Raw genomic sequence first — 26,227 nt, 5'->3', positions numbered from 1 at the left:
CAGAATCGGTCGCGATTTCGTACACAATGGTCGCCAGAGCACCGCAACCGGGGGACTCCCGGGCCAGACGGGTCGGCTCGCAGGAGGGTAGAACATGTCGCAGAATGGCAGGACGAACCGGTCCGCCGACGAGGGCCGGAGCACCAGCTCGGACCGGCGCGGCTGGGCCCGTCGCCATCCGATCTGGACGACGGTGATCCTCCTCGCCGTCGTCGTCCTCGTGGTCCCCCTGGCCATCGCGGGGGTGATGTACAACCGCACCGAGATCCCCAGCCCCGGCAGCGTCCGCACCGAACAGATCTCCGAGATCTACTCCAGCGACGGCACCACGATGATCGGTCGTATCGTGCCCCCGGAGGGCAACCGCACGCTCATCGAGCTCGACGCGATCCCCGTGCACGTGCGCAACGCGGTGATCGCCGCCGAGGACCGCAGTTTCTACACCAACGAGGGGTACGACCCCACCGGCATCGGTCGCGCGGTGATCGGGCAGATCACCGGCGAGGCCGGTGCGGGCGGTGGCTCGACCATCACCCAGCAGTACGTCAAGAACACGATGGTCGGCGACGCCCCCACGTACCAACGCAAGGCCAAGGAGATCGTCATCGCGGCCAAGATGACGAACGAGTGGTCCAAGGACCAGATCCTCGAGGCGTACCTCAACACCATCTACTTCGGCCGCGGCGCCTACGGCATCGCCGCCGCGTCCACCGCCTACTTCAACAAGCCGGTCGAGGCGCTCACGATCGAGGAGGGCGCGCTGCTCGCCGGCGTCATCCAGTCCCCGTCGGCCCTCGACCCGCTCAACAACCGGGCCGCGGCCGAGGGCCGCTGGAACTACGTCATGGACGGGATGCGGGAGATGGGCGCGATCGACGCCCAGCAGCGCGGCAACGCGGCGTTCCCTCAGGTCGTCGAAGACCCGCAGGCGATCGAGCAGAACGTCGGCGACCCGAGCAACGGACCCATCCGCCGTCAGGTGCTGGGCGAGCTCGCGGCCGCCGGGATCGACGAGCAGATGCTCAACACGCGGGGCCTGAAGATCACCACGACGATCGACCCCCAGACCCAGTCGGCGGTCGTCGACGCCGCCCGGTCGAACATGCAGGGCGAGAGGCCGGAGAACCGGACCGCCATCGTCTCGATCAATCCCAAGACGGGCGGCGTGATCGGGTACTACGGCGGCGAGGAGGCCGAGGGCTGGGACTACGCCAACGCCCCCCTGCAGACCGGTTCGACGTTCAAGATCTTCGGCGTCGCCGCCGCTCTCGATCAGGGCATCGGCCTGGGGACCCAGATCTCGTCCGCACCGGTGACCACCGGCAACGTCACGGTCACCAACGTCGACGGCCGGTCCTGTGGCTCGTGCTCCATCTCCCAGGCGTTGCTGCTGTCGCTCAACACCTCGTTCATCCGGCTCCAGCGCATGCTGGACAACGGGGCCAACGACGTCCGCGACATGGCCCACCGCACCGGCATCCCCAAGCAGATCCCGGGTCTGCCGTGGGAGACGCTGAGCGAGCAGGGCGAGGATCCCTACGACGGCCTCATCCTGGGCCAGTACCCGATCCGCGTGCGGGACATGGCGACCGGCCTGGCGACCTTCGCCGCAGAGGGAGTCCACCGACCGACCCACTTCATCGAGCGGGTCGAGACCGCCGACGGCGAGGTGCTGCTGGACAACTCCTCGGTCGAGGGCGAAGAGGTTGTCGATCCCGACGTCGCCAACAACCTCACCTCCGCGATGGAGCCCATCGCCGCCTACTCGAACGGTCACTCGCTGGCCGGCGGGCGGCCCTCGGCCTCGAAGTCCGGCACCACCCAGCTCGGCGAGACCGGCTACAACAAGGACGCCTGGTTCGTCGGCTACACCCCGTCGATCGCGACGGCCGTCTGGGTGGGGACCGACGACAACCAGCCGCTGCTCAACGCCTGGGGCGGCACCATGTACGGCGCGTCGCTGCCCGCCGACATCTGGAAGTCCGCGATGGACGGCGCCCTGTCCGGCACGGAGTGGGAGAGTTTCCCCGAACCCGGGTACATCGGCGGCCAGGCCGGCGCGTCCCAGGGGCAGTCCTACGGTAGCGGCTCGGGCACCACGGGCGGGACCGGCACCGGTGCCGGCACCGAGGAGTACGACCCCCAGCCCAGTCAGGCCCCGGCCCCGGCCCAGCCCGCGCCGGCGCCCCAGGCCCCCGGCCCGCTCACGCTCCAGGTCCCCGGCCTGCCGGAGATCGTCATCCCGGGGGCCGGCGCACCGGCACCCGCCCCGGCGCCCGCACCCGAGCCCGCCCCTGTCCCCGGCGGCGGTGGTGCTGATGCCGGTGGCGGCACCGGCGGAGACGGAGGCACAGGTGGCGGCGACGGCGACGGGGACGACGGGGCCTGATCCCGGGCGACCGGCCCCCGCCCCCGCCGCTAGGGTGTGATCGTGCAGAGCAACGGCCGTATCTCCCCGCTGCCGCTCGTCGACGACCTCCGCTCCCTGGAGCCGCACGAGCGGGTCCGCCCCGGTGACGGGGTCGGCGCGGAGGCCATCGCGGCGTGGGGTGGGCCGGTCGGTCGTCACGCGGTGGTCGGTCGTCAACGGTTCTGGACGCCGCTGCGCGTGATCATGCTGTTTGCCGTGATCTTCCTGGCGTTCGGGTTCTTCTCCAAGTCCGCCTGCCTGGAGACCACCCACCCCACCGACGGTTCGCAGCCGGGCCTCAACTGGGACGGCCGCCAGTACTACAAGGCGTGTTACGCGGACCCGCTGCCGCTGTACTCGGCGGAGGGGTTGGACACCGGCGCCTTCCCGTACAAGTACATGTGGATCGCCGACAACGGCGAGGTCCGCTACATGGAGTACCCGGTGTTGTCCGGGATGTTCCAGTACGTCACGGCCCAGGCGGCCCAGGCCTGGCACGCGGTCTTCCCCGGCGGGCTCATCGAGGTGGCCAAGTACTTCGTCCTGGGCAGCGTCGTGCTCGCGCTGGCGTGGATGATCGCCGTATGGGCCACCTACCAGTCCGCGGGGCGCAGGCCCTGGGACACGCTGCTCATGGCGGCCAGCCCGCTCATCATCTTCCAGGCCTTCACCAACTACGACCTGATGGCGATCGCGTTCGCCTCCGTCGCGCTGTTGCTGTGGGCCCGTTCGCGCCCGGTCTGGGCCGGGGTCGTGCTGGGCCTGGGCGTGGCGGCGAAGCTGTACCCGCTGTTCCTGTTCGGCGCACTTCTGGTGGTGGCCCTGCGCCGTCGGCGCTTCGCCGAGCTGGGTAAGGCGGCCGCGGCGGCGGTGGTGGCCTGGCTGGCCGTGAACCTGCCGATCATGATCCCGTTCCCCGAGGGCTGGCGGGAGTTCTACCGACTCAACTCGGACAGGCCCGCCAATCCCGAGAGCATCTACGCGGTCATCCAGACCCTCACCGGGTGGCAGGGCTTCGACGCGGCCCGCGCGGCGGGGGAGGCCCCTGCGACCCTCAACCTGGTGTCGTTGGTGTTGTTCGCGCTCGGCTGCATCGCGGTGCTCGTCATCGGACTCACTGCGCCCGTCACCCCCCGGGTCGCGCAGTTGGCGTTCCTCATCGTGGCGTTCTTCCTGCTCACGAACAAGGTGTGGAGTCCGCAGTACTCGCTCTGGCTGGTGCCCCTCGCGGTGCTCGCCGTCCCCCGCGTGCGGCTCCTGCTGCCGTGGATGGCGTTCGACGCCCTGCTCTGGGTGGCGCACATGTCGTACTTCCACGGCGTCGACAACAAGGGGATCGGCGCGGACGTGTTCCACCCACTCGTCCTGGTCCGCGACCTGCTGGTCGTGGCGATCTGCGCCGTGGTCATCCTCGAGATCTACCGCCCCCACCTGGACCGCGTCCGCATGACGCACCAGGGCACGCCCGAGGGCCCGGACCCGCTGGCCGGGGTGCTCGCCGACCCGGACGAACCCCTCGTCGTCGCCCCGCCCGCGAGGCGCGACCCCGTCGACGCCCCCCCGGAAAGAGGACGCCGCCCCATGAGCACCAACTCCATGATCTGGATGTTCGTCTGCATCCTGATCGGCTTCATCTGCATGGTCACCGCTGCCGGCGGCTACCGGGCCGGGTGGCGCCAACCCGTGTGGATCGGCTGGACGGTGGCGGCCTTCCTGTTCCTCACCGTCATCCCGGTCACGCAGGCGTTGACGATCGGCCTCCAACACGGCTGACCGCCCCCGCACCGCCCCCGCCCCCGGTCAGCGGCCCGGCGCTCCCACTGCGCGACCCGGTCAGCCACACAGGTCGAACGGCTCGGTGTCCGGGAAGTGCCGATCCCACTCCTCGGCGGTGAGCTGCACGCCACCGGCGCAGGCCTCGCTCACCACCCGGTCCGGGTCGAGCTGCCACATCCACATGGCGCCCTCGACGCCCACCGCGAGCAGGCCGCCCGTGGGCGAGGCGCTGCGGCCCTGGTAGAGCAGGGGATCGGTGGTCGATCCCAGAACCGCCCACGGTTGCGGCCCGGCAGGGTCGGACACGTCCACCACGGTGACCTGGCCGGTGCTCGAGGTGAGCATGACCAGGTCGTCGTCCGCGGAGAACGCGGTCCAGTAGATCTCCCCGGGCGGCGCGGTGAACGAGGACAGTTCGCGGGGCGCGGTCGCGTCGGCCATGTCCCACAGTCGGATCGTCTTGTCCCCGCCGGAGGTGGCCAGCAGTGGCGAGCCGTGCGCGTACCCGGCCGACGGCGAGGCGCCGATCCCGGTGCTGAGCCGGTGGGCGACGGTCGGCCGGTCGGGGTCGGTGGTGTCGAGGACGACCGTCTCGGGCCCGAGGGTCGGCACGACGAGTTGCCCGGAATCGGCCGAGAACTCGGCGACGACGCACGGGTCGGGCAGCGGCACCGTGACCCGGAGCGTGGGCTCGGCGGGATCGGTGACGTCGACCAGTCCCAGGTCGGGGCTGGTGTCGCTGCACACGGCCAGGGTGCGCCCGTCGGGGCTGAGCGGGCTGGCCACCACCACCCCGGAGGTCACGGGCAGGGCCGCCACCGGGCGGGTGGCGGGCCCGAACGGCGCGGTGAACACCTGCAGGCCCCCGTCGGCGAGCCCGGCGTAGACGACGCGGCCGTCGGGGGACATGGCCAGGGAGCCGGAGAACCGGGTCCCGGCGTCGGGGACGACGCGGCCGGTCTCGCGCGGGACCGGGCCGGTGGTGTCGACGACGGTGTGGTGCAGTTCCGCGGCGGTGACGCCGAGAACCCCGGTGGTCCGATCCGCCGAGGACGCGGTCTGGAAGATCGAGTTGGACTCCGACGCCGCGCCCAGGCGCCCCAGCGGCCAGAGTCGGACGAGGCCGTCGACCGAATACGTCACGAGGTGGTCGGAGTCGGTGAAGCGGACCCCGGTCGCGACCTGCGAGGCTGGCAACTCGGTGAGCATCCGCCCGACGGGGTCGTAGACGCGGACCCGCTCGTCGGATCCGGCGGCGGCGAGCCGTCCCCGGTCGTCGTAGGTGACGTCGTGGACGTAGGCGTTCCACCCGGTCAGTTCGGGCAGCGGGCGGGCACCCTCGAGGACCTCGGCACCGCCGTCAGCGCCACCGGCGCCGTCCAGCTGCCAGCGCTGCACCGACCGGTCGGTGGTCCCGGCCGCGATCCGGGTCCCGTCGGGGCTCACCGCGAGGGCGAGCGGGATCGCGACCGGCCCGGTGTCGAGGTCCGGCCCGCGGCGACCCCGGCCGGACGCATCGGCGTCGAGCAGCGTCTTGACGCCCGCGGTGCGGTTGGCCGCCAGCAGGGTCTGGGAGTCGGGCAGCCATTCCAGTGCCTCGACGGGCTTGGCGACCTCCGCCCCGGGATCGGGGACGGCGATCCGCGCCCGCTGGTCGGTGACGGCCAGCGCCCCGCCGCGCATGCCCAGCGGCCACCGCAGGACACGGCCGTCACCGGTGCCGGCCGCGAGGGTGGTGCCGTCGGGGGAGAACGCGACGGAGTGGAACGGCCCGGCACCCTCTTCGAGGGCGGCCAGGATCGTGGGCTCGGTGGGATCGCGCAGGTCGACCAGGTGCACCGCGCCCTGTCCGGCGACCCCGAGGACGGAGCCGCCCGGCGACAGGTCGGCGGCGTACAGCTCGTGGCGCTCCCCGACGCCCAGGGCGAGGGTCGCGACCGCCGCGGGGTCGCCCGCGCGGAAGACCCGCAGGGCGCCGTCCGAGCTGACGGCGGCGACACCGCCGTCGTCCGGCAGCGCGATGACCCGTCCACTGCCGGGGGCGGCCTCGAACCGCAGTGGCACGTCGGCGCGGCTGGTGTTGAGCAGCGCCGAGCGCGCCTCGGTGGTGGGGTGGATCCGGTAGGCGGCCAGGGCCAACGCGCGGCCCAGGCCGGGGTCGCGGGAGAAGGCGGTGGTGGAGGAGACCGATCCGGAGCGGGACAGGGCCACGTCGCGGGTGTGGCGGGCGTCCGCGCCGGCGCGGAGTGCGACACCGCTCGCGACCAGGGCCAGTACGGTCACCACCGCCAACGACGCCGCCAGCACGGTCAGCGTACGGATGCGCCTGCGGTCCCTCCGGGCGACGGATCGGTGATGGGATTCGGCGGCGGCGAGGAACTGCCGCTCCGATTCCGCCAGGTGGGCGCTGGGGCCGTCGTCGTCGTCCCTCCACCTCAGGTAGTCCGTGGTGGCCGACGCGGGAGGCAACGCGGACTCGTCGCGCCCCGACCCCTCCCAGTCGGCGGCGGCGGAGCGCACGCGCGCCAGGGTGCGCAGGCCCTCCCGGTCCGCGTCGATCCAGTCGACCAGGCGCGGCCACGAGGAGAAGAGGACCTCGTGGGTGGGGGTCACCGCCTCGCCGTCGACTGTGAGCAGGCCCGCGTGGGCGAAGGGGGTGGCGACGACGAGGAGGTCCTCGGACAGCTCGGCGAGCGGGGCGTGGCGGCGGACGGGACGGGCGGAACGGACGTCGACCAGCCGGAGGAACAGGGTCCTGCACGCGGCCCGGCCCGCCGGATCCAGTTCCTGGTAGACGGATTCCGCCGACGCGCGGACGGCGCCTTCCACCCCGCCGGAGGAGTAGTAGTCGTCCACGGTGATGCGACGGCGGCGGCTGCGCTCCCAGCACACCAGCAGCACGTGGGACAGCAGCGGCAGGAGGGAGCGCTCGTCGGCGCCGCCGTCGGCGGGGGCGACCGCGTCGAGCAGCAGGTTCACCAGCGACGGCTCGACCGTGTAGCCGAGGGAGCGTGCGGGTTCGACGATGATCTCGGCGAGCTGCTCGCGGCTGGGCGGGCCGATCACCACCGGGTCGTCGAGGGCGTCGCGCAGGACGGGCTCGGCGAGGGCGGGCTGGAAGAAGTCCGCGCGCAGGGCGAGGATCGTCGGCCGGCCCTCGGCGGCGCGGGTGGCCAGCACGTCGAGCACCTCCGCGCGGCGCGCGGGGCCCACCTCATCCGCCCAGAGTTCCTCGAGCTGGTCGACGACGAGGTGGCCGGTGGTGCTCGCGACCTCGGCGGTGATCCCGGCCGGGCGCACGATCGCCACGGTCGAGCCCTCGGCGACCCATCGCGGGGCGAGCCCGGCGGCGAGCAGCGACGACTTGCCCGAGCCGGAGGCTCCCACCACGACGAGCGGCCGCGTCCGGGAGGCGGTCACGCGGGCCAGGACCTGGTCGATCTCGGCCGCGCGACCGTGGAAGAGGGCGGCGTCGTCACTGAGGTAGGAGCGCAGACCGACATACGGGCTGCCGGTGTCGTCGGGCTGGGGCACGGCCGAGCGGGGAGTCGGTCGGGCGTCGGTCGGGTCGGTCCCGGTCGGGGCAGCGGGGTCCGTCGACGATCCGGCCTCCCCGGGGCGGGTGCCGTTCTGCGTGCGGCGGGTGGTGCGTCGGGGCCCCGGACGCATCCGGACCCGCTCGACGGCCGCCCGCCACTCGTCGATGGTGGCCGCGGTGGCGGAGTCTGCGCGGGCGGGGTCCGTGCCGGCAGGGCCCGTGCCGGCCGGGCCCGTGCCGGCCGGGTCCGTATCCGAGCCCGCGTCCCCGCCGACCCCGAGCAGGCGGAGCAGCTCCACGAGCGTCGCCTCGCTCGCGCGGGTCGGCACGTGCTGGCCCGAGAACCAGCCGGAGGCGGTCCCGAGGGTCAGGGAGGGGACCAACCGCACGACATCGCGGACCGAGAGTCCGGCCGCCACCCGGAGCGCGGTGAGCGCGGTGCCGAGCTCCTCACGGGTCTGAATCTGAGAAGGAGCTGATCGTCCAACTGCGCCCTCGACGGGCTCGCGGGGGGTGTGCACGGTCAACATCGTACGGCCGGCCGACCGGCGTACGGAAGGGATCCGGAGGTCGTGTGCTGGGGTTTCATACGATCGTAGGACGCATCCGTACGGACTTGTACTGACATTTCGGGGGAAGTTCACGCCGTGACCGGGCGTCGCCAGAATGAGTCGGAACTCATCGAACGAGAGGGCGCCATGACCGCCACGATCCCTTTCCGCCCCGCCGCGGCCCGTCCGGACCTCAGTGACCGGGAGGTCGAGGTCCTCATCGCCTGGCTCGCCTCGGACAGCAAGCGCGAGGTCACCGAGCGGCTGTTCCTGGCCGACTCCACCGTCAGCACGTACATCCAGCGGGTGCGCTCCAAGTACGACGCCGTCGGCCGGCCCGCGCGCACCAAGGTCCGGTTGCTGCTGCGGGCGGTGGAGGACGGTTACGTCAGACTCGACGACCTGTGAGGGGGTGGCGCTTCCGCACGGCGGCGCTGCCACCGCCGACGGTGATTTCGTCTGCCGAGGTCACCGGGGTAGCCTTGAGCGGTTGCTGACGCAACGACCCTCCTGCCACGGAGACACCGTGGCCGAATCTGTAGTCCACAGGAGGTGATGAGGTCCCATGCGTCAATACGAAGTGATGGTCATCCTCGATCCGAGTCTCGACGAGCGCACCGTGGCGCCGTCGCTGGACACGTTCCTCAACGTGATCCGGCAAGAGGGCGGATCGGTCGACAAGGTCGATGTCTGGGGGAAGCGCCGCTTCGCCTACGAGATCAACAAGCAGACCGAGGGCATCTACGCCGTCGCGCAGATCAAGTCCGAGCCGGACGCGGTCAAGGAGCTGGATCGTCAGCTCGGTCTGAACGAGAACGTTCTCCGCACCAAGGTGCTCCGCGCCGACAAGTGACCCGGAGTGTCCGACCGCACCGGTAATCTGGGCGCGGTCGGTCGGCCTTCGATCACCATCCACCTCAGGCTGTAATACGCCGGCTTCAACACGGAGGACAAGCGCATGGCACAGGGCGACACCCCTATCACAGTGGTCGGGAACATCGTCGCGGACCCCGAGCTGCGGTTCACGCCGTCGGGCGCCGCGGTGGCGAACTTCCGGATCGCCTCCACGCCACGTCGCTTCAATTCGCAGACCAACCAGTGGGAGGACGGCGAAGGCCTGTTCCTCACCTGCAACGTCTGGCGGCAGGCGGCGGAGAACGTCGCCGAGTCGCTCCAGAAGGGCATGCGCGTCATCGTCAACGGTCGGCTGCGCCAGCGGTCGTACGAAACCCGTGAGGGCGAGAAGCGCACCGTCTACGAGGTGGAGGTCGACGAGGTCGGCCCGTCGCTCAAGTACGCCACCGCCAAGGTGACCCGCACCAACCGCGAAGGCGGCGGGGGCGGCGGCCAGCAGGGCGGCGGTTTCCAGGGTGGCGGCCAGCAGGGCGGCGGTTTCCAGGGTGGCGGTCAGCCGCAGGGCGGTTACGGCGGCGGCCAGGGCCGTGGTCAGCAGAACGACGACCCGTGGGGCAGCGCCCCGCAGGCCGGCGGTTCCGGTGGCTTCGGTGGCATGGACGACGAGCCCCCGTTCTAGAGCGCGTCGATTTCCCCGGGGCGCCACCCGCGTCCCACCCCATAAGCATGAGACATGACCTCGCGACATCCCGGCCCCGGTCGGGTCCGTCGGAGGAAAGAAAGGTAGACGGATCATGAAGCTGATCCTCACCGCCGACGTCGACAAGCTCGGTGCGCCGGGCGACATCGTCGAGGTCAAGGGCGGATACGGTCGTAACTTCCTGCTCCCGCGCGGGCTGGCCATCGTGGCCACCCGTGGCGCCGAGCGCCAGGTCGACTCCATCAAGCGGGCCCAGGAGGCTCGTGAGGTGCGCGACTCGGACCACGCCAACGAGCTCAAGCAGAAGCTCGAGTCGCTGGCCGACGTCAAGGTCGCGGTCAAGACCTCGGACACCGGCAAGCTGTTCGGTTCGGTCACCGCCGGCGATGTCGCCTCCGCCATCAAGGCCGCGGGCGGACCGACTCTCGACAAGCGTGCCGTCGAGATGCCCAAGGAGCACATCAAGTCGACCGGCGCCCACAGCGTCGTCGTCGACCTGGGTCACGACACCACCGCGCGCGTCGCGGTCGAGGTCGTCCCCGCCTGATTCACCGAGAAGGGCCCCGACCGTCACAGTGACGGTCGGGGCCCTCGCTTTTGTGGACGGCCTGTGGATAACTAGTTGTAATGCCTAGGGTCCGGACGGTTCTCGGATCGGTGCCGTTCATCTTTCGTTATCCATTGTGTCCCTGTTTGTGACGTGGTAAGTACCGTTCTCCACCGGCGCCGCGACCTGCGACGATGATGGTGACCTGCGGTTTTGCTGAAAGTGGCCAGCGGTTTCCACCGGTTGTCCACAGTGATACGCCCATCGGCCCTGCGTAACCCACATCCATTCACAGTTGTCCACAGGTGCTCTCTCGCAAATGTGGACAAACCTGTGGATAACCGGGTGGGCGGGGCGCCGGGCGTGTCGGTCCGGTGACCTACAGTGGAGGGGTCGCTCGGCGCCTGTTCAGGCTCGGTGCCCATTGGGGGTCGGTCCCCATTCGGGTTCGGTGACGGTACGAGTTCTACGGCGGAGAGGAGCGGTCATGGCGCAGGGGGGATTCAGCGGTCCCGGCGAGATGCCGCCTCCGCCGGACGAGGGTGGCGGCGGAGAGTTCGGCCGCACCCCGCCGCAGGACCTCACCGCCGAGCAGTCCGTGCTCGGCGGGATGCTGTTGAGCAAGGACGCCATCGCGGACGTGGTGGAGGAGATCCAGCCGGGCGACTTCTACAAGCCCGCGCACCAGGCGATCTACGACGTCATCCTCGACCTGTACGCACGCGGTGAGCCGGCCGACGCCGTCACCGTGGCGGCCGAGCTCGACCGCCGGGGTGATCTCCGTCGTGCCGGCGGTGCCCCCTACCTGCACACGCTCATCTCCACCGTCCCCACCGCGGCCAACGCCGGGTATTACGCGCAGATCGTCGCGGAGAAGGCGGTGCTGCGCCGCTTGGTCGACGCCGGCACCCGGATCGTGCAGTTCGGCTACTCGGGGTCCGAGGGCGCGGACGTCGCCGAGGTGGTGGACCGCGCGCAGGCGGAGATCTTCGAGGTCACCGAGCGGCGCACCACCGAGGACTTCGTGATCATCGAGGAGCTGCTGCAGCCCACGATGGACGAGATCGACGCGATCCACACCGCGGGCGGGCTCGCCCAGGGTGTGCCCACCGGATTCGCCGACCTGGACGCCGTGACCAACGGCCTGCACGGTGGCCAGATGATCATCATCGCCGCCCGCCCCGGCGTGGGTAAGGCGCTGGCCCTCGACACCGTCCTGCCCACGCCCGACGGGCAGACCACCATGGGCGAGGTCGCGGTGGGGGACCGGGTGCTGGGTGCCGACGGGCAGCCCACCGAGGTCGTCGCCGTGACCGAGGTGTGGCAGGACCGTCCATGCTTCACAGTGCGGTTCAACGACGGCACCGAGCTGGTCGCCGACGCCGAGCACGAGTGGCGTATCGAGATGGGCGGCACCGAGCAGGTCGTCACCACCAAGTCGCTCGACACCCTCATGCTGGTCTGCGATTTCGGCATCGTCGTCCCCGAGAATCCCGGCTCCGGCCGGGCGGCCCGGCTCATCACCGATGTGCGCAGCGCGGAGAGCGTCCCTGTCAGGTGCATCGAGGTCGCCGCCGCCGATCACCTGTATCTGGTCGGCCCCACCGCGATCCCCACACACAACTCGACCATCGGCCTGGACATCATGCGGTCCTGTTCCATCAAGCACGGGCTCTCCTCGGTGGTGTTCTCGCTGGAGATGAGCCGCACGGAGATCGTCATGCGCCTCATGAGCGCGGAGGCGCGCGTGAAGTTGTCCGATATGAAGTCGGGCAAGATGAGCGATGAGGACTGGACCCGGATGGCCCGGCGCATGGGGGAGATCTCCGAGGCTCCGCTGTTCATCGATGACTCGCCCAATATGACGATGATGGAGATCCGCGCCAAGGCCCGCCGGCTCAAGCAAAAGCACGACCTGCGGCTGATCGTGGTGGACTACCTGCAGCTGATGTCCTCGGGCAAGAAGGTGGAATCCCGTCAGCAGGAGGTCTCCGAGTTCTCTCGTCAGCTCAAGCTGTTGGCAAAGGAGATCGACGTCCCATTGATCGCTATCTCCCAGCTGAACCGTGGCCCCGAGCAGCGGACCGACAAGCGGCCCCAGGTGTCCGACCTCCGTGAGTCCGGCTCACTGGAGCAGGACGCCGACATCGTCATGCTGCTGCACCGCCCGGACGCCTCCGAGCGCGACGACCCGCGGGCCGGAGAGGCCGACCTGATCCTGGGTAAGCACCGTGGTGGTCCCACGTCCACGATCACGGTGGCGCATCAGCTGCATTACTCGCGTTTCGTGGACATGGCGCGGGGGCTGTAGCTGCCTGTCGGTTCTCAAACAATCTGTCAATTTCTCACTGGCGTGTCACACGGTTCGCAGGAATCTGTCACCTCGACGTCGGCATCTCCTAGCAGCGGTGCCGCCGCATCGGAGCCCTCTTGCCGGGTTAGTGCGTTAGCCGCGCCGCCACGGCCACTCAAAGAGTGTCGACGGGAGATGGTTCAGCTTGGTTCTCATATATGTTCTGTTCGGTCAACGCTCTCGCCTTGCCTCGGTGATGGTTGGCGCGTGGCGCGTTATAGCGGTAGCGTCACGCTCCCCCGGTTCGTAGGGTCCCTCTATGAGTGATTTCGAATATGTCGGTGATTGGAACAACCAGTGGAACTTCAAGGAGAAGAGCACTGGAATGGCCTACACATATGGCCGGTTCGACGATGACTCCTTCGAGCTGGACACGGGAGATCGCTTGATAGTGACTCAGGCGAATAGCGGGGCTGATGCACGGATTGGTGACACGGTTAGTCACGCGGCCTGAGCGGCCTCGTGGGTCATGATTGTCTCGTATTCGACTGGGGTCAATCGTCCGAGGCGGTCCTGTCGCCGGCGGCGGTGGTAGGTGCGTTCGATCCAGTGCACGATGGCCGCGCGGAGCTCGTCTCTGGTGGCCCAGAAGTGCCGGTCGAGGACGTTGTTCTGCAGCAGCGAGAAGAAGCTCTCCATGGCCGCGTTGTCTCCGCAGGCGCCGACCCTGCCCATGGATCCGATCAGCCCGTGTTGGGTGATCGCGATCTGCATCTTCTTCGAGCGAAATTGCGATCCTCTCCCACTGTGTAGGACGCAGCCGGTCACGTCGCCTCGTCTGGCGACGGCGCTGTTCAGGGCGTTGACCGCTAGGCGGGACTTCATTCTCGAGTCGATCGAGTAACCGACGATCCGTCCCGAGTAGACGTCCTTGATTGCGCACAGGTAGAGCTTGCCCTCGCCCGTCCAGTGCTCGGTGATGTCGGTCAGCCACAGCTCGTTCGGGCCCACGGCGGTGAAGTCCCGCTCGACGAGATCGTCGTGCACTGGCGGGCCGGCCTTGCGGTGCCGACCCCGGCCATTCTTGCTGATGACGCTGGACCAGCCGCCGGCCGAACAGATTCGCCACGCCGTCCGCCGGCACATCCTCTGGCCAGCGGCTTCGGCCTCGTCGGCGAGGTAACGGTAGCCGAACTCTGGGTCCTCTCGGTGGGCGTCGAACAGGGCGCTGGCCCGGTGCGCCTCGGCGAGTTCGGCGTCGGTGACCGGGTTGTTGAGCCACCGGTAGTAGGGCTGACGAGCGATTGCAAGTACCCGATACGTCACCGCGACGGGGATCCCGTCAGCGGCGAGCTCGCTCACGAGCGGGTACCACCTTTTCCCGGCAGATTCGCCTGGGAGAGGTAAGCAGCAGCGCGGCGAAGGACCTCGTTCTCCTGCTCCAACAGCCGAACGCGGCGTTTGGCCTCGCGCAGCTCACGAGACTCCGCCGAGGTGGTGCCGGGCTTGATTCCGGCCTCAACGTCGGCCTTGCGGATCCACTTCTGCAACGTCATGGGGTGGATCCCGAAGTCGGCCGCGATCTGCTCGAGCGTCACACCATCTTCGCGGTTCTGGGCAACGCGTACGACGTCGTCGCGAAACTCCTGGGGGTAGGGCTTGGGCACAGCTGGCATCCTTCCAGGCCCGCCCCGCAGGGCAAGCCAGATCAGGTGTCACCTACTCGTGCACCAGCACCCACCCCGGAGGACGTGGCACTTCCATCATCAACGTCGGAGGGTTCCGATCTAACAGGGAAGACGCGTCGGCGACGACTTGGACAACGCCCTCATGGAGTCCGCGATCGGGCTGTGCAAGACCGAGCTGATCGACCTGGAGACCACGCGCAGGTGGACCGGCCGCAACGAGGTCGAGCGCGAGACCGCGGACTGGGTGAAGTGCTTCAACGACGAGCGACTGCACTCGGCGATCGAATACCGACCCCCATCGAGTATGAGGGGATGCACCGTTCCAACCAGGCGACCGAACCTCAGGCCGCCTGATTCAGCAAGACCCTCCGACGGGGCCAGGGCGATTCAACCGAATCAAACCCTGCCTCTGACCATCCGCATACACAGGGATCTTGACAGGCTCCTCCGTGCAGCGCCTGACCCCCGACGAACAAGTAGAAACACCCGCTAGCATTATCGCCATGCCCGGCGACAGCGACACCAGCACGGAGGCCCCCGACCTCGTCGACGCCGCACGTATGGGCACCCAGCCGCAGCCGCAGACGGCGCGGGGTCGGCGCACCCGCGAGGCGCTCATCGCGGCGGCCCGCACGGTCTTCGAGCGCGACGGCTACGTCGACTCCCGGTTGATCGACATCGCCGCCGAGGCCAAGTGCTCGATCGGCAGCTTCTACACGTGGTTCGACAGCAAGGACGAGGTCTTCGCCGCCGTCCTCTACCAGGCGCAGAGCGACATGCTCCACCCCGGGACGGGCCGCATCGAGGCGAGCGATGACCCCGTGGCGATCATCGCCGCGAGCAACCGCGCCTACTTCGAGGCGTACCGGCGCAATGCCCGCCTCAACATGCTCCTCCAGCAGGTGGCGGCGCTCAATCCCCGATTCCGCGAGCTGCGCAACGCCCGCACGATGGCCTTCGTCACGCGTAACGCGCGTGCCATAGCGGATCTGCAGGAACGGGGCCTGGCAGATCGCGGTGTCGACGCCTCGATGGCGGCGATGGCGCTGTCCGGCATGGTGGCCCGATTGGCCTTCGAATCCTTTACCGGGGGCGCGGTGGTCGAGTCCATCGACGAACTCGTCGAAACAGCGACCCGGTTGTGGACCAATGCCCTGGGCCTGACGACGCCGGAGTTGCGCGCGGACTGATCCGCCCGGCGCGCAGCCCCGTGCGCGGTCAGCGGGCGATGGTGACCCCGCCGTCGACGGCGAGAGTGCTGCCGACGACATAGTCGCCGGCGTCCGAGGCCAGGTAGACCGCTGCGCCCGCCATGTCCTCGGGACGGCCGATACGGCCGGAGGGGATCTCGCCGGCGATCTCCTCGGCGTGGTCGCGGGCCTCCTTGTTCATGTTCGAGGCGAAGGCGCCGGGGGCGATCGCGCTGACGATGATGCCCTCGGGCGCCAGGCGCACCGCCATCCGCTTGGTCAGGTGGACGATGCCGGCCTTGCTCGCGTGGTACGAGTACGTCTCCATCGGGTTGAGCGAGAGCCCGTCGATCGAGGCGATGTTGATGACCTTGGCCAGGTGGCCGGTCCGCTCGCGGCCGGCGAGCAGCAGGCCCTTGGCGGCCTGGGTGAGGAAGAAGGGCGCCTTGACGTTGAGGTCCATGACCTTGTCCCAGCCGCTCTCGGAGAAGTCGTCGAAGGGCTCGCCCCAGGCCGCCCCGGCGTTGTTGACGAGCACGTCGAGGTGGTCCTCGTGCTCGCGGAAGGCCTCCAGGAGGGCGGCGATGCCGGCGGTCGTCGAGATGTCGTGGGGGAGTGCGACGCACCGCCCGTCGCCGTGGATCGCGGACAGTTCGGCCGCGGTGGCCCGGCAGGCCTCCTCCTTGCGTGCGGTGATGTAGACGGTCGCGCCCTGGGCGAGCAGGCCCTCGGCGATCATGCGGCCGATGCCGCGGGAGCCGCCGGTCACGAGGGCGACGCGTCCGTCGAGTGAGAAGAGGGCAGAAATGTCCATGGTGGTCCTTCGTGTCGGGTGGTGGTGGGTCGACGGTAGCCGTACTTGAAATTGGATTCAATAGTAGTTGAACCTCGATTCATGTTGTGGGAGGGTGGCGAGGACATCCGATCGAGCACAGGAGCCGCCCCATGACACGGACCTCGCAGGAGATCCGACTCGCCGCCCGCCCGCAGGGCCGCCCCGACGCGAGCACCTGGGACCTCACGACGAGCGAGGTGCCCGACCCCGGACCCGGCGAGATCCTCGTGCGCGTCGACCTCGTCTCACTCGACCCGGCAATGCGCGGCTGGCTCAACGACGTGCGCTCCTACATCCCCCCGGTCGGCATCGGCGACGTCATGCGGGCCCTGGGCGCTGGCGAGGTCATCGCCTCGCAGCACCCCGACTTCGCCGTCGGCGACGTGGTCAGCGGCAGCTTCGGCGTGTGCGAGTACGCCCTGTCGGACACGGACGGGGTCACCCACCTTGACCTCGATGTCGCGCCGATGAGCACCTGGCTGGGCGCACTCGGCATGCCCGGCATGACCGCGTACTTCGGTCTCGTCGACGTCGGTCGGGTGCGGGCCGGTGACACCGTCCTCGTGTCCGCGGCGGCCGGCGCGGTCGGCAGTACCGTCGCCCAGCTGGCCAAGGCCATGGGGGCCCGGGTCATCGGTGTCGCCGGCGGCCCGGACAAGGTCGCCTGGTTGCGTGGGCTCGGTCTCGACGAGGTCATCGACCGGCGGGACGGCGACCTGCTGCGCCAGGTCCGCAAGGCGGCCCCCGACGGGATCGACATCTACTTCGACAACGTCGGCGGCGAGCTCCTCGACGCCGCACTGGCCAACCTGCGCCGCGGCGCCCGGGTCGTCCTGTGCGGCGCGATCTCGGCCTACAACGACGAGACCCTCGCCGAGGGCCCTCGGCGCTACATGTCGCTGCTAGTCTTCCGAGCGACGATGCAGGGCTTCGTCGTGTCCGACTACGCGGACCGCTACCCCGAGGGCGTCGCCGAGATCTCCCGACTCATCGCCGAGGACCGCCTCGTCCCGACCGAGACCGTCCTCGAGGGCGGGGTCCCCGCCTTCCCCGACGCCCTGCTCGGCCTCTTCGACGGGGTCAACACCGGCAAGCTCCTCCTGAAGATCTGAAGGGACCCACCATGCGCGCCATCCACATCTCCTCGCTCGACGGCCCGGACGCCGTCGAGGTCGTCGACCTGCCCGACCCGCAGCACGGGGACCTCGTGACCATCGAGGTCAAGGCGGCCGGGGTCGCCTTCCCCGAGCTGCTCCAGACGCGCGGCCTGTACCAGGTCAAGCCCGACCTCCCCTTTGTCCCGGGGGCAGAGGTCGCCGGCGTCGTCACCGCCGCCCCCGAGGGCAGTGGCCTGTCCGTCGGTGACCGCGTCGCCGCCCTCACGCTGCTCGGAGGGTTCGCGGAGCAGGCCCTGGCCCGCCCCGACCTCACCTTTGTCCTGCCAGACGAGGTCGGCTTCGAGGAGGGGGCCTCCTTCCTCTTCAACTACGCGACGGTCTACTTCGCGCTCGTCGAGCGCGGCCACCTCGCCGAGGGGGAGACCGTCCTCGTCCACGGCGCCGCCGGTGGCATCGGGACCGCGGCCATCCAGATGGCCAAGGCCTTCGGGGCGAGCACGGTAATCGGAGTGGTCTCCACGCAGGAGAAGGGGGAGATCGCCCGGGCCGCGGGTGCGGACGAGGTGGTCCTCGCCGACGGCTTCCTCGAGGCCGTCGGCAAGGCGAGCGTCGACGTCGTGGTCGATCCCGTCGGTGGCGACCGGTTCACCGACTCGCTGCGCTGTCTGCGCGAGCACGGCCGCCTCCTCGTCATCGGCTTCACCGCCGGCTCGATCCCCGAGGTCAAGGTCAACCGGCTACTGCTCAACAACGTCTCCGTCGTGGGGGTCGGCTGGGGTGCCTACGCCCTGTCCCGTCCCGGCCACATCGGCACGGAGTGGGAGGCGATGCTCCCGCACCTGCGCAGCGGGGCCCTACGGCCCGTCGTCGGGGCGGCCCACCCGCTCGAGGACGCGGCGGCGGCGCTGGGCTCCCTCGAGGGCCGGACGGTCACCGGCAAGGTCGTGCTGGTGCCGTGAGCGGGAGCCTGCCCCCCGTCGAGGAGATCGATCGAATCCCGGCGGCCTGCAGCACCGTCGCCGGGCGCGAGTGGGAGGACGGCAATGGCCACGTCAACGTCGCCCACTTCTACGGCTTCCACATCCGGGGCGCCGAGGAGGCGCTGCGCCGGGTGGGGATCGACGACGCCTACCGCACCAGCCGGCACCTGGGGGTCTTCAGCATGGAGCAGCACCTGCGGTTCTTCCACGAGGTCCACATCGGCGAGGAGGTCTCCGCGCACGTGCGGTGGCTCGACCGCGGGGACAAGGTCGTCCACGGCCTCTCGGTCATCGTGAACCGCACGACCGGGCGCATCGCCAACACGCTCGAGGTGATCGAGGGCCACGTCGACCTGGCCACGCGCCGCACCGCGTCCTTCCCGGCCGACGTCGCGCAGCGGATCGACGACGAGGTGGCGGCCCACCGGGCCCTCGGGTGGCAGCTGCCGCTCTCGGGGGCCATGGGCGTGCGCCGCTGACCGGACCCCGGCCCTGACGAACGAGGACCGCACCTGCTCGGCAGGTGCGGTCCTCTCGTGCGTGCAGGGGTCAGACGGTGAAGTAGGGGTCAGACGGTGAAGCGGCCGATCGACTCGGCGATGAGGATCGGCTTGTCGATGCCCTCCGCCTCGACGGTCAGCATGGTGACGACCTTGACCGCGCCCGGTGACGTCTCCTCGACCGACGTCAGGCTGGCGCGCAGCCGGATCCGCGAATCCACCGGCAGCGGGTGGATGAAGCGGACCTTGTCGTAGCCGTAGTTGAGGCTGTGGGTGAACCCGTCGAAGGCCATGAGCTCCTCGAGGAAGGCGGGCGTGCGCGAGAGGCTGTAGAGGCCGTGCGCGATCGTCGACCCGAAGGGGGAGTCCGCCGCCCGCGCGGGGTCGACGTGGATCCACTGGTGGTCGCCGGTGAGGTCGGCGAAGCCGTCGATGCGCGACTGGTCGACGACGTGCCACTCGGTGGGGCCGAGCTCGACGCCGACGAGGTCCTGGAGGTCCTGCACGGAGGTCGGGCGGCGCTGGGTGGTCTGGGTCACGATGAGCTCCTTCGGTCGCTGATGATTCTCCCCGAATCTAGTTGAACCTGAAGCCGGATTCAAGTATGTTTCGAGTCATCCGGCAGTCGAGACCACAGGAGTTCTCACATGACCACTGACCACCAGCGCATCGCCGTCGTCACCGGCGCGGCCCGAGGTATAGGCGCGGGCGTCGCCCGTCGCCTGGCCGACGACGGGATGGCCGTCGCCGTCCTCGATCTCGACGAGTCCGCCTGCGCGGGCGTCGTCGAGGAGATCGTCGCGAACGGGGGCCGGGCGCTCGCCGTCGGCGCCGACGTGTCGGATCCCGAGCAGGTCGAGGCGGCCGTCGCGCGCGTCGCCGACGAACTCGGTGCGCCCACGGTCCTGGTCAACAACGCCGGCATCATCCGCGACAACCTGATCTTCAAGATGTCCGTCGAGGACTGGGACGCCGTCATGGCGGTCCACCTGCGCGGGGCCTTCCTCATGACCAGGGCCTGCCAGGCGTACATGACGCAGGAGCGCTTCGGTCGAATCGTCAACCTCTCCTCGACGTCGGCGCAGGGAAACCGCGGCCAAGCCAACTACTCGGCCGCCAAGGCCGGCATGCAGGGTCTCACCAAGACCCTGGCCATCGAGCTCGGCAGGTTCGGCGTCACCGCCAACGCGATCGCCCCCGGCTTCATCGAGACCGAGATGACCGCGGAGACCGCGGCGCGCATCGGCATCGCCTTCGATGATCTGAAGAAGATGGCGAGCGAGCAGGCGGCCGTGGCCCGCACCGGCACGCCGCACGACATCGCGCACGCCGTCTCCTTCTTCGCGAGCGAGGGGGCTGGCTTCACCACCGGCCAGGTCCTCTACGTCGCCGGCGGGCCGTGCGACTGATGGGCGCCGCGATGCAGGTGCAGGACAAGGTGGCCGTCGTCACCGGCGCGGCCGGCGGCATCGGTGCCGCCCTCGCCGAGGCGCTCGTCGAGGCCGGCGCGCGGGTGGTCGTCTCCGACCTCGACGGCGAACGCCTGGCCGCGACCGCAGAGCGGCTCGCCGCGACGGCGGGGGCGGAGTCGGTCGTCGCCGTCGCGGGCGACGCCTCGAACGACGCCGACATCGCCCGGATGATCACGGCGGCCAAGGAGCAGCTCGGCGGCGACGTCGACATCTACTTCGCCAACGCAGGGGTCGGTGACGGATCCGGTCTGGAGGCCACCGACGAGCAGTGGGCGCTCGCCCTCGACGTCAACCTCCTCGCCCACACCCGGGCGGCACGCCAGCTCGTCCCCGGGTGGGTCGAGCGCGGGAGAGGCTACTTCGTCTCCACGGCCTCGGCCGCCGGTCTGCTCACGCAGATCGGCTCGGCCACGTACTCGGTTACCAAGCACGGCGCGGTCGGCTTCGCCGAGTGGCTCGCGGTGGCCTACGGCGACCAGGGCGTCGGTGTCAGCTGCCTGTGCCCGATGGGCGTCGACACCGACATGCTGCGCTCCGGCATGAGCACCTCCGACGGCGAAGGGGGTCGGGTCGCCGCCGCGGCGGTGACCGGCGCCGGCGAGGTGCTCGCGCCGCGCGACGTGGCCGACCAGGTCCTCGCCGCGGTCGCCGAGGGCACCTTCCTGATCACCCCGCACGCCGATGTGCGCGAGATGCAGCGCCGCAAGGTCGATGACCCCGACCGGTGGATCCGCGGCATGCAGCGCTACCAGCGTCACCTGAGAGGAGAATCCCGATGACCAACGCCGCCGACCTCGTCTGGCGCTGGGCCGACGAGACGCCCGACGCCGATGCCGTGCGCGAGCGTGAGCGCTCGTGGACCTTCGCCGAGCTGCGCACCGCGGTCCGCGGGGCGATGGAGGAGCTCACCGCACGGGGCGTGCGCCGCGGTGACCGGGTCCTCATGGTCGTTCCGACGGCCGCGGAGTTCATCATCACCTACTACGCGACCCTCGCCCTCGGGGCGACGGCCGTGACGGTCAACCCGCTGTGCACCCAGCGCGAACTGACCCACTTCGTCGAGGACGCCGGGTGCAGCACCGCGCTCGGCTGGCACGAGACCGCTGAGGCCGTCACCGCGACCGCCGCTGCGGCTGACATCCCGCTCTGGGTGCTCGAGCCGGACTGCGTCCCGGCACCCGAGGGTGCACCCGACCCGGCTGACCTGGCCACCGATGCCCCCGCCGTCCTGCTCTACACCTCGGGGACGACGGGCGCGCCCAAGGGCGCGATCCTCACCCACGGCAACCTCCTGTCCTGCGGCGCGTCCCTCGCGGAGGCGCTCGACCTCGGGCCGGGGGAGAGCATGGGCACGGCACTCCCGCTCTTCCACGTCTTCGGTCAGTCGTCGGTGATGTCGACCGTCTACACCTCTGGTGGGTGCATGTCCCTGCAGCGGCCCTTCGATCCGGCGGGGCTGCTGCGCATGGCCGCCGACGAGCAGCTGACCGCGGTCGCCGGCGTCCCGACGATGTGGAACGCCATGCTCCACGCCGAGACGGACGTGACCCGCGAGGACCTCGCCTCCCTGCGCATCGCGTCGTCGGGAGGGGCCGCGCTGCCGCTGTCGGTGGGGCAGGCCTTCCACGAGCGTTTCGGCGCCACGGTCCTCGACGGCTACGGGCTGAGCGAGACTGCGGGCGCGGCGAGCTTCAACCAGGAGATCCACCCGCGCAAGGAGATGAGCGTCGGCCGCGCGCTGCCCGGTGGCTCGCTCGCGATCCTCGACGAGCAGGGCCGGGAGCTGCCGCCCGGCGAGACCGGCGAGGTGGCCATCCAGGGCCCCTACGTGATGAGCGGCTACTGGAACCGGCCCGAGGCGACCGCAGCGGCCTTCTCCGGCGACTGGTTCCTCACCGGTGACATCGGCCGGATGGACGAGGACGGTGACCTGTGGATTCTCGACCGCATGAAGGACCTAGTCATCCGTGGTGGCTACAACGTCTATCCCCGCGAAGTCGAGGAGGTCCTCTACAACCACCCCGATGTCCTCGAAGCGGCGGTGATCGGAGTCCCCGACGAACAGCTGGGCGAGGAGATAGCGGCCGTGGTCACCCCGCAGCCCGGCTCGACGATCGTCCCCGCCGACCTGCGCGCGTGGCTCTCCGAGCAGCTCGCCGCCTACAAGGTCCCGCGGATCTACCGGGTAGTCGAAGCTCTCCCCAAGGGGGCGACCGGAAAGATCCTCAAGCGTCAGATCGACCGCGGCGACATCGCGACAACCGGTGAACGGCCCGCCCGGACCGCCACCCCCACCACCTGAACGAAGGGAGCGACCCGTGGATTTCACGACGGACGCCAGGACCGCCGAGCTGCAGGAGCAGCTCGACGTCTTCATGGATGAGCACGTGTACCCGATCGAGGCGACCTACCAGGAGCAGCTCGACGCGGCCCCCGACCGCTGGTCGCCGCCGCCGATCATCGAGCAGGCGAAGGAAGAAGCCCGCCGGCAGGGATTGTGGAACCTCTTCCTTCCGGGGCGGGACGGCGCCGGATTGACCAACCTCCAGTACGCGCCGTTGTGCGAGACGCTCGGGCGCAGCCTGCACATCGCCCCGGTTGCGACCAACTGCGCGGCCCCGGACACCGGCAACATGGAGGTGCTGCACATGTTCGGGACCCCGGAGCAGAAGGAGCAGTGGCTACAGCCGCTTCTCGCCGGGGAGATCCGTTCGGCCTTCGCCATGACTGAGCCACGCGTGGCCAGTTCCGACGCGACCAACATCGAGACCTCGATCGTGCGCGACGGTGACGAGTACGTCATCAACGGTCGCAAGTGGTACATCTCCGGTGCGATGAACCCCGATGCCAAGGTCTTCATCGTCATGGGTAAGACCGATCCCTCGGCCGCACGTAACAAGCAGCAGTCGATGGTCCTCGTTCCACGCGACACCCCGGGGGTCGACGTCCGCCGCGGGATGAAGGTGTTCGGTTATGACGACCGTGACCACGGTGGACATGCGGAGATCGACTTCACCGATGTACGGGTTCCGGTGAGCAACCTCATCGGCGAGGAGGGGGCGGGATTCGCGATAGCCCAGGCCCGGCTCGGGCCCGGCCGCATCCACCACTGCATGCGCCTTATCGGGATCGCCGAGCGCTCGCTCGAGCTCATGGTCGCCCGGGCCGCGAGCCGCGTCAGCTTCGGCAAGCCGTTGTCGGAGCAGGGAGTCGTCCGTGACTGGATCGCGGAGTCACGGGTGCGAATCGAGCAGCTTCGTCTACTCACCCTCAAGACCGCCTGGTTGATGGATACCGTGGGGAACAAGGGGGCTCACACGGAGATCCAGGCGATCAAAATCGCCGCGCCCGCCACGGTCGAATGGATCCTCGACAAGGCGGTTCAAGTGCACGGCGCCGGCGGTCTGAGCCAGGACTTCCCGGTGGCGGAGTGGTATGCCCAGGTCCGCACCCTCCGCTTCGCCGACGGTCCCGACGAGGTGCACAGGAATGCGCTCGCCCGCAACGAGATCCGCAGGATGACGGCCGATGTCTGATCTGCACGAGCGGGTCGAACAACTCCTCGCGAGCTACGACCCCCAGACCACGACGAGTGCAGAGTTCCTCGCCGCACAGTTCGACCAAGGGCTGGCCTGGGTTCACTTCCCCGAGGGGAAGGGCGGGCTGGGCCTGGCCCGGGGACGACAGTTGGAGGTCGACGCACTGCTCGACGCGGCGGGAGCGCCGCGACCGGACCTCGGACGCAACAGCATCGGCCTGGGTATGGCCGCACCGACGATTCTCGCGTTCGGTAGCGAAGAGATGCAGCAGCGCTACCTGCGGCCGTTATTCGCGGGCACCGAAGTCTGGTGTCAGCTGTTCAGCGAGCCCGGCGCCGGATCGGACCTCGCGGCCGTCGCCACCCGCGCGGTCCGCGACGGCGACGACTGGGTCGTGGACGGGCAGAAGGTGTGGACCTCCGGGGCTCATAACGCCGATCTGGCGATCCTCCTCGCCCGCACCGACACCTCCGTTCCCAAGCATGCAGGGATGACCTACTTCATTCTCGACATGACGGAGCCCGGCGTCGACGTACGGCCGCTGCGCCAGATCACCGGCGAGGCCGAGTTCAACGAGGTGTTCCTCTCCGGCGTCCGGGTGCCCGACAGCAACAGGGTCGGCGACGTCGGTCAGGGGTGGAAGGTGGCCACGACGACGCTCAACAACGAGCGTGTCGCCATCGGCGCCGGCAACGTCCGCGAGGCGGGCCAGATCGGTCTCGTGGCCCGGCGCTGGCGCGAGGACGTGTCCGTGCGCACGCCGGGCCACCACGCCGAGCTCATGCAGTGGTGGGTCGACACCGAGGTGACCCGGCTGGCCGGAGAGCGTCTGAGTCAGTCCCTCGAGGCGGGCCAGCCGGGCCCGGAGACCTCCGCGATGAAGCTCGCCTTCGCCCACCAGGCGCAGCAGGTGAGCGGATTCGCTCTCGAGGTAGCGCCAGAGGACGGTCTGACGTACCACGACTGGACGATGGTGCGGCCCGAGGGAGGTTCGTTCCTCGGGCACGGCCCCGGCTACCGGTACCTCCGCGCCAAGGGCAACTCGATAGAGGGAGGCACCAGCGAGATCATGCGCAACGTCATCGCCGAGCGAGTGCTCGGCCTGCCCGCCGACCACCGCCCTGACAAGGGGATCGCCTTCAAGGACGTGCCGCGATGATCGACCTACTTAATTCTGATGTCGAAGAGTCCCTGCGCCTGAGCGTCCGTTCCGCTCTCCGGCGCACTCACGATGACGCGCTTCTCACCCGTCTGGCCGACGAGCCGGATACCGACGTCACCACCATGTGGCGGGTACTCGCCGAGCAGCTCGGCCTCGCCGGCCTGCTCGTTCCCGAGAGCCTCGGGGGGTCTGATGCGAGCGCTCGCGAAGCCGCAGTCGTATTGGAGGAGCTGGGGGCCTCCGTCGCGCCCGTGCCCTTCCTCACCAGCGCGGTCATCGCCACCACCGCCCTCGTTCACGCTGGCGACGAGGTTCTCCTCCCGGCGCTCGCAGCGGGTGAGCGCACAGCTGCGCTCGTTCTGCCGTGGACCGCCCGGCGGGGGTCGTGGTCGCTGGTAGACCACGACGCTGCTCCGGTCGCCGGGGCGCTCGGGGCCGACCTGTTCCTCGTCCCGGTCCGGGACGCCGATGGCGGCACCTCCCTACGCGCCTACGACCGGGACGAAGTGGATCTCACGCCGATTGTCTCGCTGGACGTGACCCGGCCGCTGGCCCGGGTCGTCGTTGCGGGCGCCGGCACCGAGGTCGCTTCCGGACGCACGGCCACCGAGTCCGTCGACGCCGCCCTCGCGGCAGGAGCCGCGCTCCTTGCCTCGGAGCAGCTCGGACTGACCCGGTGGAGCCTGGAGGCCACCGTGGACTACACGAAGAACCGTGTGCAGTTCGCCCGGCCGATCGGTTCCTTCCAGGCGATCAAGCACCGGCTGGCCGATCTCTATCTGCTCCTCGTCAACGCCCAGGCGGCCGCCCGATATGCCGCCGCCACGCTCGCCGAAGACGACCCCGACCAGTACGTGGCCCAGGCCCTCGCCCAGTCTTTCTGCTCCGATGCGGCCGTTCGGGCCACGGAGGAGGCCCTGCAACTGCACGGCGGCATCGGCATGACGTGGGAGGCGCCGGTCCACACCAGGCTGAAACGAGCAAAATCTGATCAACTCGCCCTCGGCACGCCGGACCGTCACCGCACCGACCTCGCTGAGCTCGTGGATCTCCCAGTGAGCTGACAACCCGTT

At 69.8% G+C, this 26,227-nt stretch carries 22 protein-coding genes and 1 pseudogene; 19 read left to right on the top strand and 4 right to left on the bottom strand.

The window, feature by feature from the left end; translation table 11 throughout:
• The first annotated feature begins 94 nt into the window (after nt 1-94).
• Both VZF99_RS15830 and VZF99_RS15825 read left to right on the top strand, forming a co-directional pair.
• On the top strand, nt 95-2,389 hold the full coding sequence (locus VZF99_RS15830; RefSeq protein ID WP_407335315.1) for a transglycosylase domain-containing protein: 2,295 nt from the start codon (nt 95-97) through the stop codon (nt 2,387-2,389).
• 36 nt (nt 2,390-2,425) lie between these two features.
• Complete coding sequence (locus VZF99_RS15825; protein ID WP_407335314.1) at nt 2,426-4,183, top strand: glycosyltransferase family 87 protein; 1,758 nt, start codon at nt 2,426-2,428, stop codon at nt 4,181-4,183.
• Between the two features lie 60 nt (nt 4,184-4,243).
• Here the strand turns inward: VZF99_RS15825 and VZF99_RS15820 are convergent, their stop codons facing one another.
• Nucleotides 4,244-8,245 carry a hypothetical protein gene (locus VZF99_RS15820; protein WP_407335313.1) on the bottom strand — a complete coding sequence of 1,334 codons (4,002 nt, stop codon included), beginning with the start codon at nt 8,243-8,245 and terminating at the stop codon, nt 4,244-4,246.
• A gap of 177 nt (nt 8,246-8,422) precedes the next feature.
• Between VZF99_RS15820 and VZF99_RS15815 the strand changes: the two genes are divergently transcribed.
• The 6 genes from VZF99_RS15815 (at nt 8,423) to VZF99_RS15790 (ending at nt 13,184) form a co-directional block, all read left to right on the top strand.
• Nucleotides 8,423-8,683, top strand: a complete 261-nt coding sequence (locus VZF99_RS15815; protein WP_067720216.1) for a LuxR C-terminal-related transcriptional regulator — start codon at nt 8,423-8,425, stop codon at nt 8,681-8,683.
• Between the two features lie 157 nt (nt 8,684-8,840).
• Nucleotides 8,841-9,128 carry a 30S ribosomal protein S6 gene (gene rpsF, locus VZF99_RS15810; protein WP_067720016.1) on the top strand — a complete coding sequence of 96 codons (288 nt, stop codon included), beginning with the start codon at nt 8,841-8,843 and terminating at the stop codon, nt 9,126-9,128.
• A gap of 105 nt (nt 9,129-9,233) precedes the next feature.
• Nucleotides 9,234-9,809, top strand: a complete 576-nt coding sequence (locus tag VZF99_RS15805; RefSeq protein WP_067720013.1) for a single-stranded DNA-binding protein — start codon at nt 9,234-9,236, stop codon at nt 9,807-9,809.
• 115 nt (nt 9,810-9,924) lie between these two features.
• Nucleotides 9,925-10,377, top strand: a complete 453-nt coding sequence (gene rplI, locus VZF99_RS15800; RefSeq protein ID WP_067720010.1) for a 50S ribosomal protein L9 — start codon at nt 9,925-9,927, stop codon at nt 10,375-10,377.
• A gap of 487 nt (nt 10,378-10,864) precedes the next feature.
• Nucleotides 10,865-12,688: a replicative DNA helicase gene (gene dnaB / locus VZF99_RS15795; protein ID WP_407335312.1), complete on the top strand. Its 1,824-nt coding sequence runs from the start codon at nt 10,865-10,867 to the stop codon at nt 12,686-12,688.
• 301 nt (nt 12,689-12,989) lie between these two features.
• A complete protein-coding gene (locus VZF99_RS15790; protein WP_407335311.1) occupies nt 12,990-13,184 on the top strand; it encodes a hypothetical protein in 195 nt (64 codons plus the stop codon).
• Here VZF99_RS15790 and VZF99_RS15785 read toward each other — a convergent pair.
• Nucleotides 13,172-14,337, bottom strand: a protein-coding gene (locus VZF99_RS15785; RefSeq protein WP_407335310.1) for an IS3 family transposase whose coding sequence is annotated in 2 segments (ribosomal slippage) — nt 13,172-14,050 and nt 14,053-14,337 — 1,164 coding nt in all. Because the reading frame shifts where the segments join, the coding sequence is not laid out codon by codon here. The two genes, VZF99_RS15790 and VZF99_RS15785, sit on opposite strands and share 13 nt — an antisense overlap.
• A gap of 136 nt (nt 14,338-14,473) precedes the next feature.
• Between VZF99_RS15785 and VZF99_RS15780 the strand changes: the two are divergent.
• Both VZF99_RS15780 and VZF99_RS15775 read left to right on the top strand, forming a co-directional pair.
• A pseudogene (locus VZF99_RS15780) lies at nt 14,474-14,712 on the top strand (integrase core domain-containing protein); the annotation flags it as partial.
• A gap of 149 nt (nt 14,713-14,861) precedes the next feature.
• Nucleotides 14,862-15,548, top strand: a complete 687-nt coding sequence (locus VZF99_RS15775) for a TetR/AcrR family transcriptional regulator (protein WP_407335309.1) — start codon at nt 14,862-14,864, stop codon at nt 15,546-15,548.
• A 28-nt stretch (nt 15,549-15,576) separates the two neighbouring features.
• On the opposite strand, the gene VZF99_RS15770 is transcribed toward VZF99_RS15775, so the two are convergent.
• A complete protein-coding gene (locus VZF99_RS15770) occupies nt 15,577-16,362 on the bottom strand; it encodes an SDR family oxidoreductase (RefSeq protein WP_407335308.1) in 786 nt (261 codons plus the stop codon).
• Nucleotides 16,363-16,493: 131 nt separating this feature from the next.
• On the opposite strand from VZF99_RS15770, the gene VZF99_RS15765 reads away from it, so the two are divergent.
• From VZF99_RS15765 to VZF99_RS15755, 3 genes are read left to right on the top strand one after another with little or no spacing between them, the layout of a single operon-like run.
• Complete coding sequence (locus VZF99_RS15765) at nt 16,494-17,495, top strand: NADP-dependent oxidoreductase (protein WP_407335307.1); 1,002 nt, start codon at nt 16,494-16,496, stop codon at nt 17,493-17,495.
• An 11-nt stretch (nt 17,496-17,506) separates the two neighbouring features.
• Complete coding sequence (locus tag VZF99_RS15760) at nt 17,507-18,460, top strand: NADPH:quinone oxidoreductase family protein (RefSeq protein WP_407335306.1); 954 nt, start codon at nt 17,507-17,509, stop codon at nt 18,458-18,460.
• Nucleotides 18,457-18,960 carry a thioesterase family protein gene (locus tag VZF99_RS15755; RefSeq protein ID WP_154830027.1) on the top strand — a complete coding sequence of 168 codons (504 nt, stop codon included), beginning with the start codon at nt 18,457-18,459 and terminating at the stop codon, nt 18,958-18,960. The genes VZF99_RS15760 and VZF99_RS15755 overlap by 4 nt, the downstream gene beginning before the upstream one ends.
• 89 nt (nt 18,961-19,049) lie before the next feature.
• Here the strand turns inward: VZF99_RS15755 and VZF99_RS15750 are convergent, their stop codons facing one another.
• Nucleotides 19,050-19,520 carry a MaoC family dehydratase gene (locus VZF99_RS15750; protein ID WP_407335305.1) on the bottom strand — a complete coding sequence of 157 codons (471 nt, stop codon included), beginning with the start codon at nt 19,518-19,520 and terminating at the stop codon, nt 19,050-19,052.
• 108 nt (nt 19,521-19,628) lie between these two features.
• On the opposite strand from VZF99_RS15750, the gene VZF99_RS15745 reads away from it, so the two are divergent.
• Genes VZF99_RS15745 through VZF99_RS15720 form a run of 6 tightly spaced genes read left to right on the top strand, consistent with a single transcriptional unit; the run spans nt 19,629 to nt 26,218 of the window.
• A complete protein-coding gene (locus VZF99_RS15745; RefSeq protein ID WP_120285577.1) occupies nt 19,629-20,390 on the top strand; it encodes an SDR family oxidoreductase in 762 nt (253 codons plus the stop codon).
• 11 nt (nt 20,391-20,401) lie between these two features.
• On the top strand, nt 20,402-21,232 hold the full coding sequence (locus VZF99_RS15740; protein WP_407335304.1) for an SDR family oxidoreductase: 831 nt from the start codon (nt 20,402-20,404) through the stop codon (nt 21,230-21,232).
• On the top strand, nt 21,229-22,755 hold the full coding sequence (locus VZF99_RS15735; protein WP_253002772.1) for a class I adenylate-forming enzyme family protein: 1,527 nt from the start codon (nt 21,229-21,231) through the stop codon (nt 22,753-22,755). Before VZF99_RS15740 ends, VZF99_RS15735 begins: the two co-directional genes overlap by 4 nt.
• A gap of 16 nt (nt 22,756-22,771) precedes the next feature.
• Nucleotides 22,772-23,989, top strand: a complete 1,218-nt coding sequence (locus tag VZF99_RS15730; protein ID WP_407335303.1) for an acyl-CoA dehydrogenase family protein — start codon at nt 22,772-22,774, stop codon at nt 23,987-23,989.
• A complete protein-coding gene (locus tag VZF99_RS15725; protein WP_061913405.1) occupies nt 23,982-25,151 on the top strand; it encodes an acyl-CoA dehydrogenase family protein in 1,170 nt (389 codons plus the stop codon). The genes VZF99_RS15730 and VZF99_RS15725 overlap by 8 nt, the downstream gene beginning before the upstream one ends.
• A complete protein-coding gene (locus tag VZF99_RS15720; RefSeq protein ID WP_407335302.1) occupies nt 25,148-26,218 on the top strand; it encodes an acyl-CoA dehydrogenase family protein in 1,071 nt (356 codons plus the stop codon). The genes VZF99_RS15725 and VZF99_RS15720 overlap by 4 nt, the downstream gene beginning before the upstream one ends.
• The last annotated feature ends 9 nt before the right edge of the window (nt 26,219-26,227 follow it).

It is taken from the genome of Dietzia kunjamensis (assembly GCF_045689975.1).
Taxonomy (GTDB): Bacteria; Actinomycetota; Actinomycetes; order Mycobacteriales; family Mycobacteriaceae; genus Dietzia; species Dietzia kunjamensis.
This window is presented reverse-complemented; position numbering and strand designations above follow the sequence as displayed.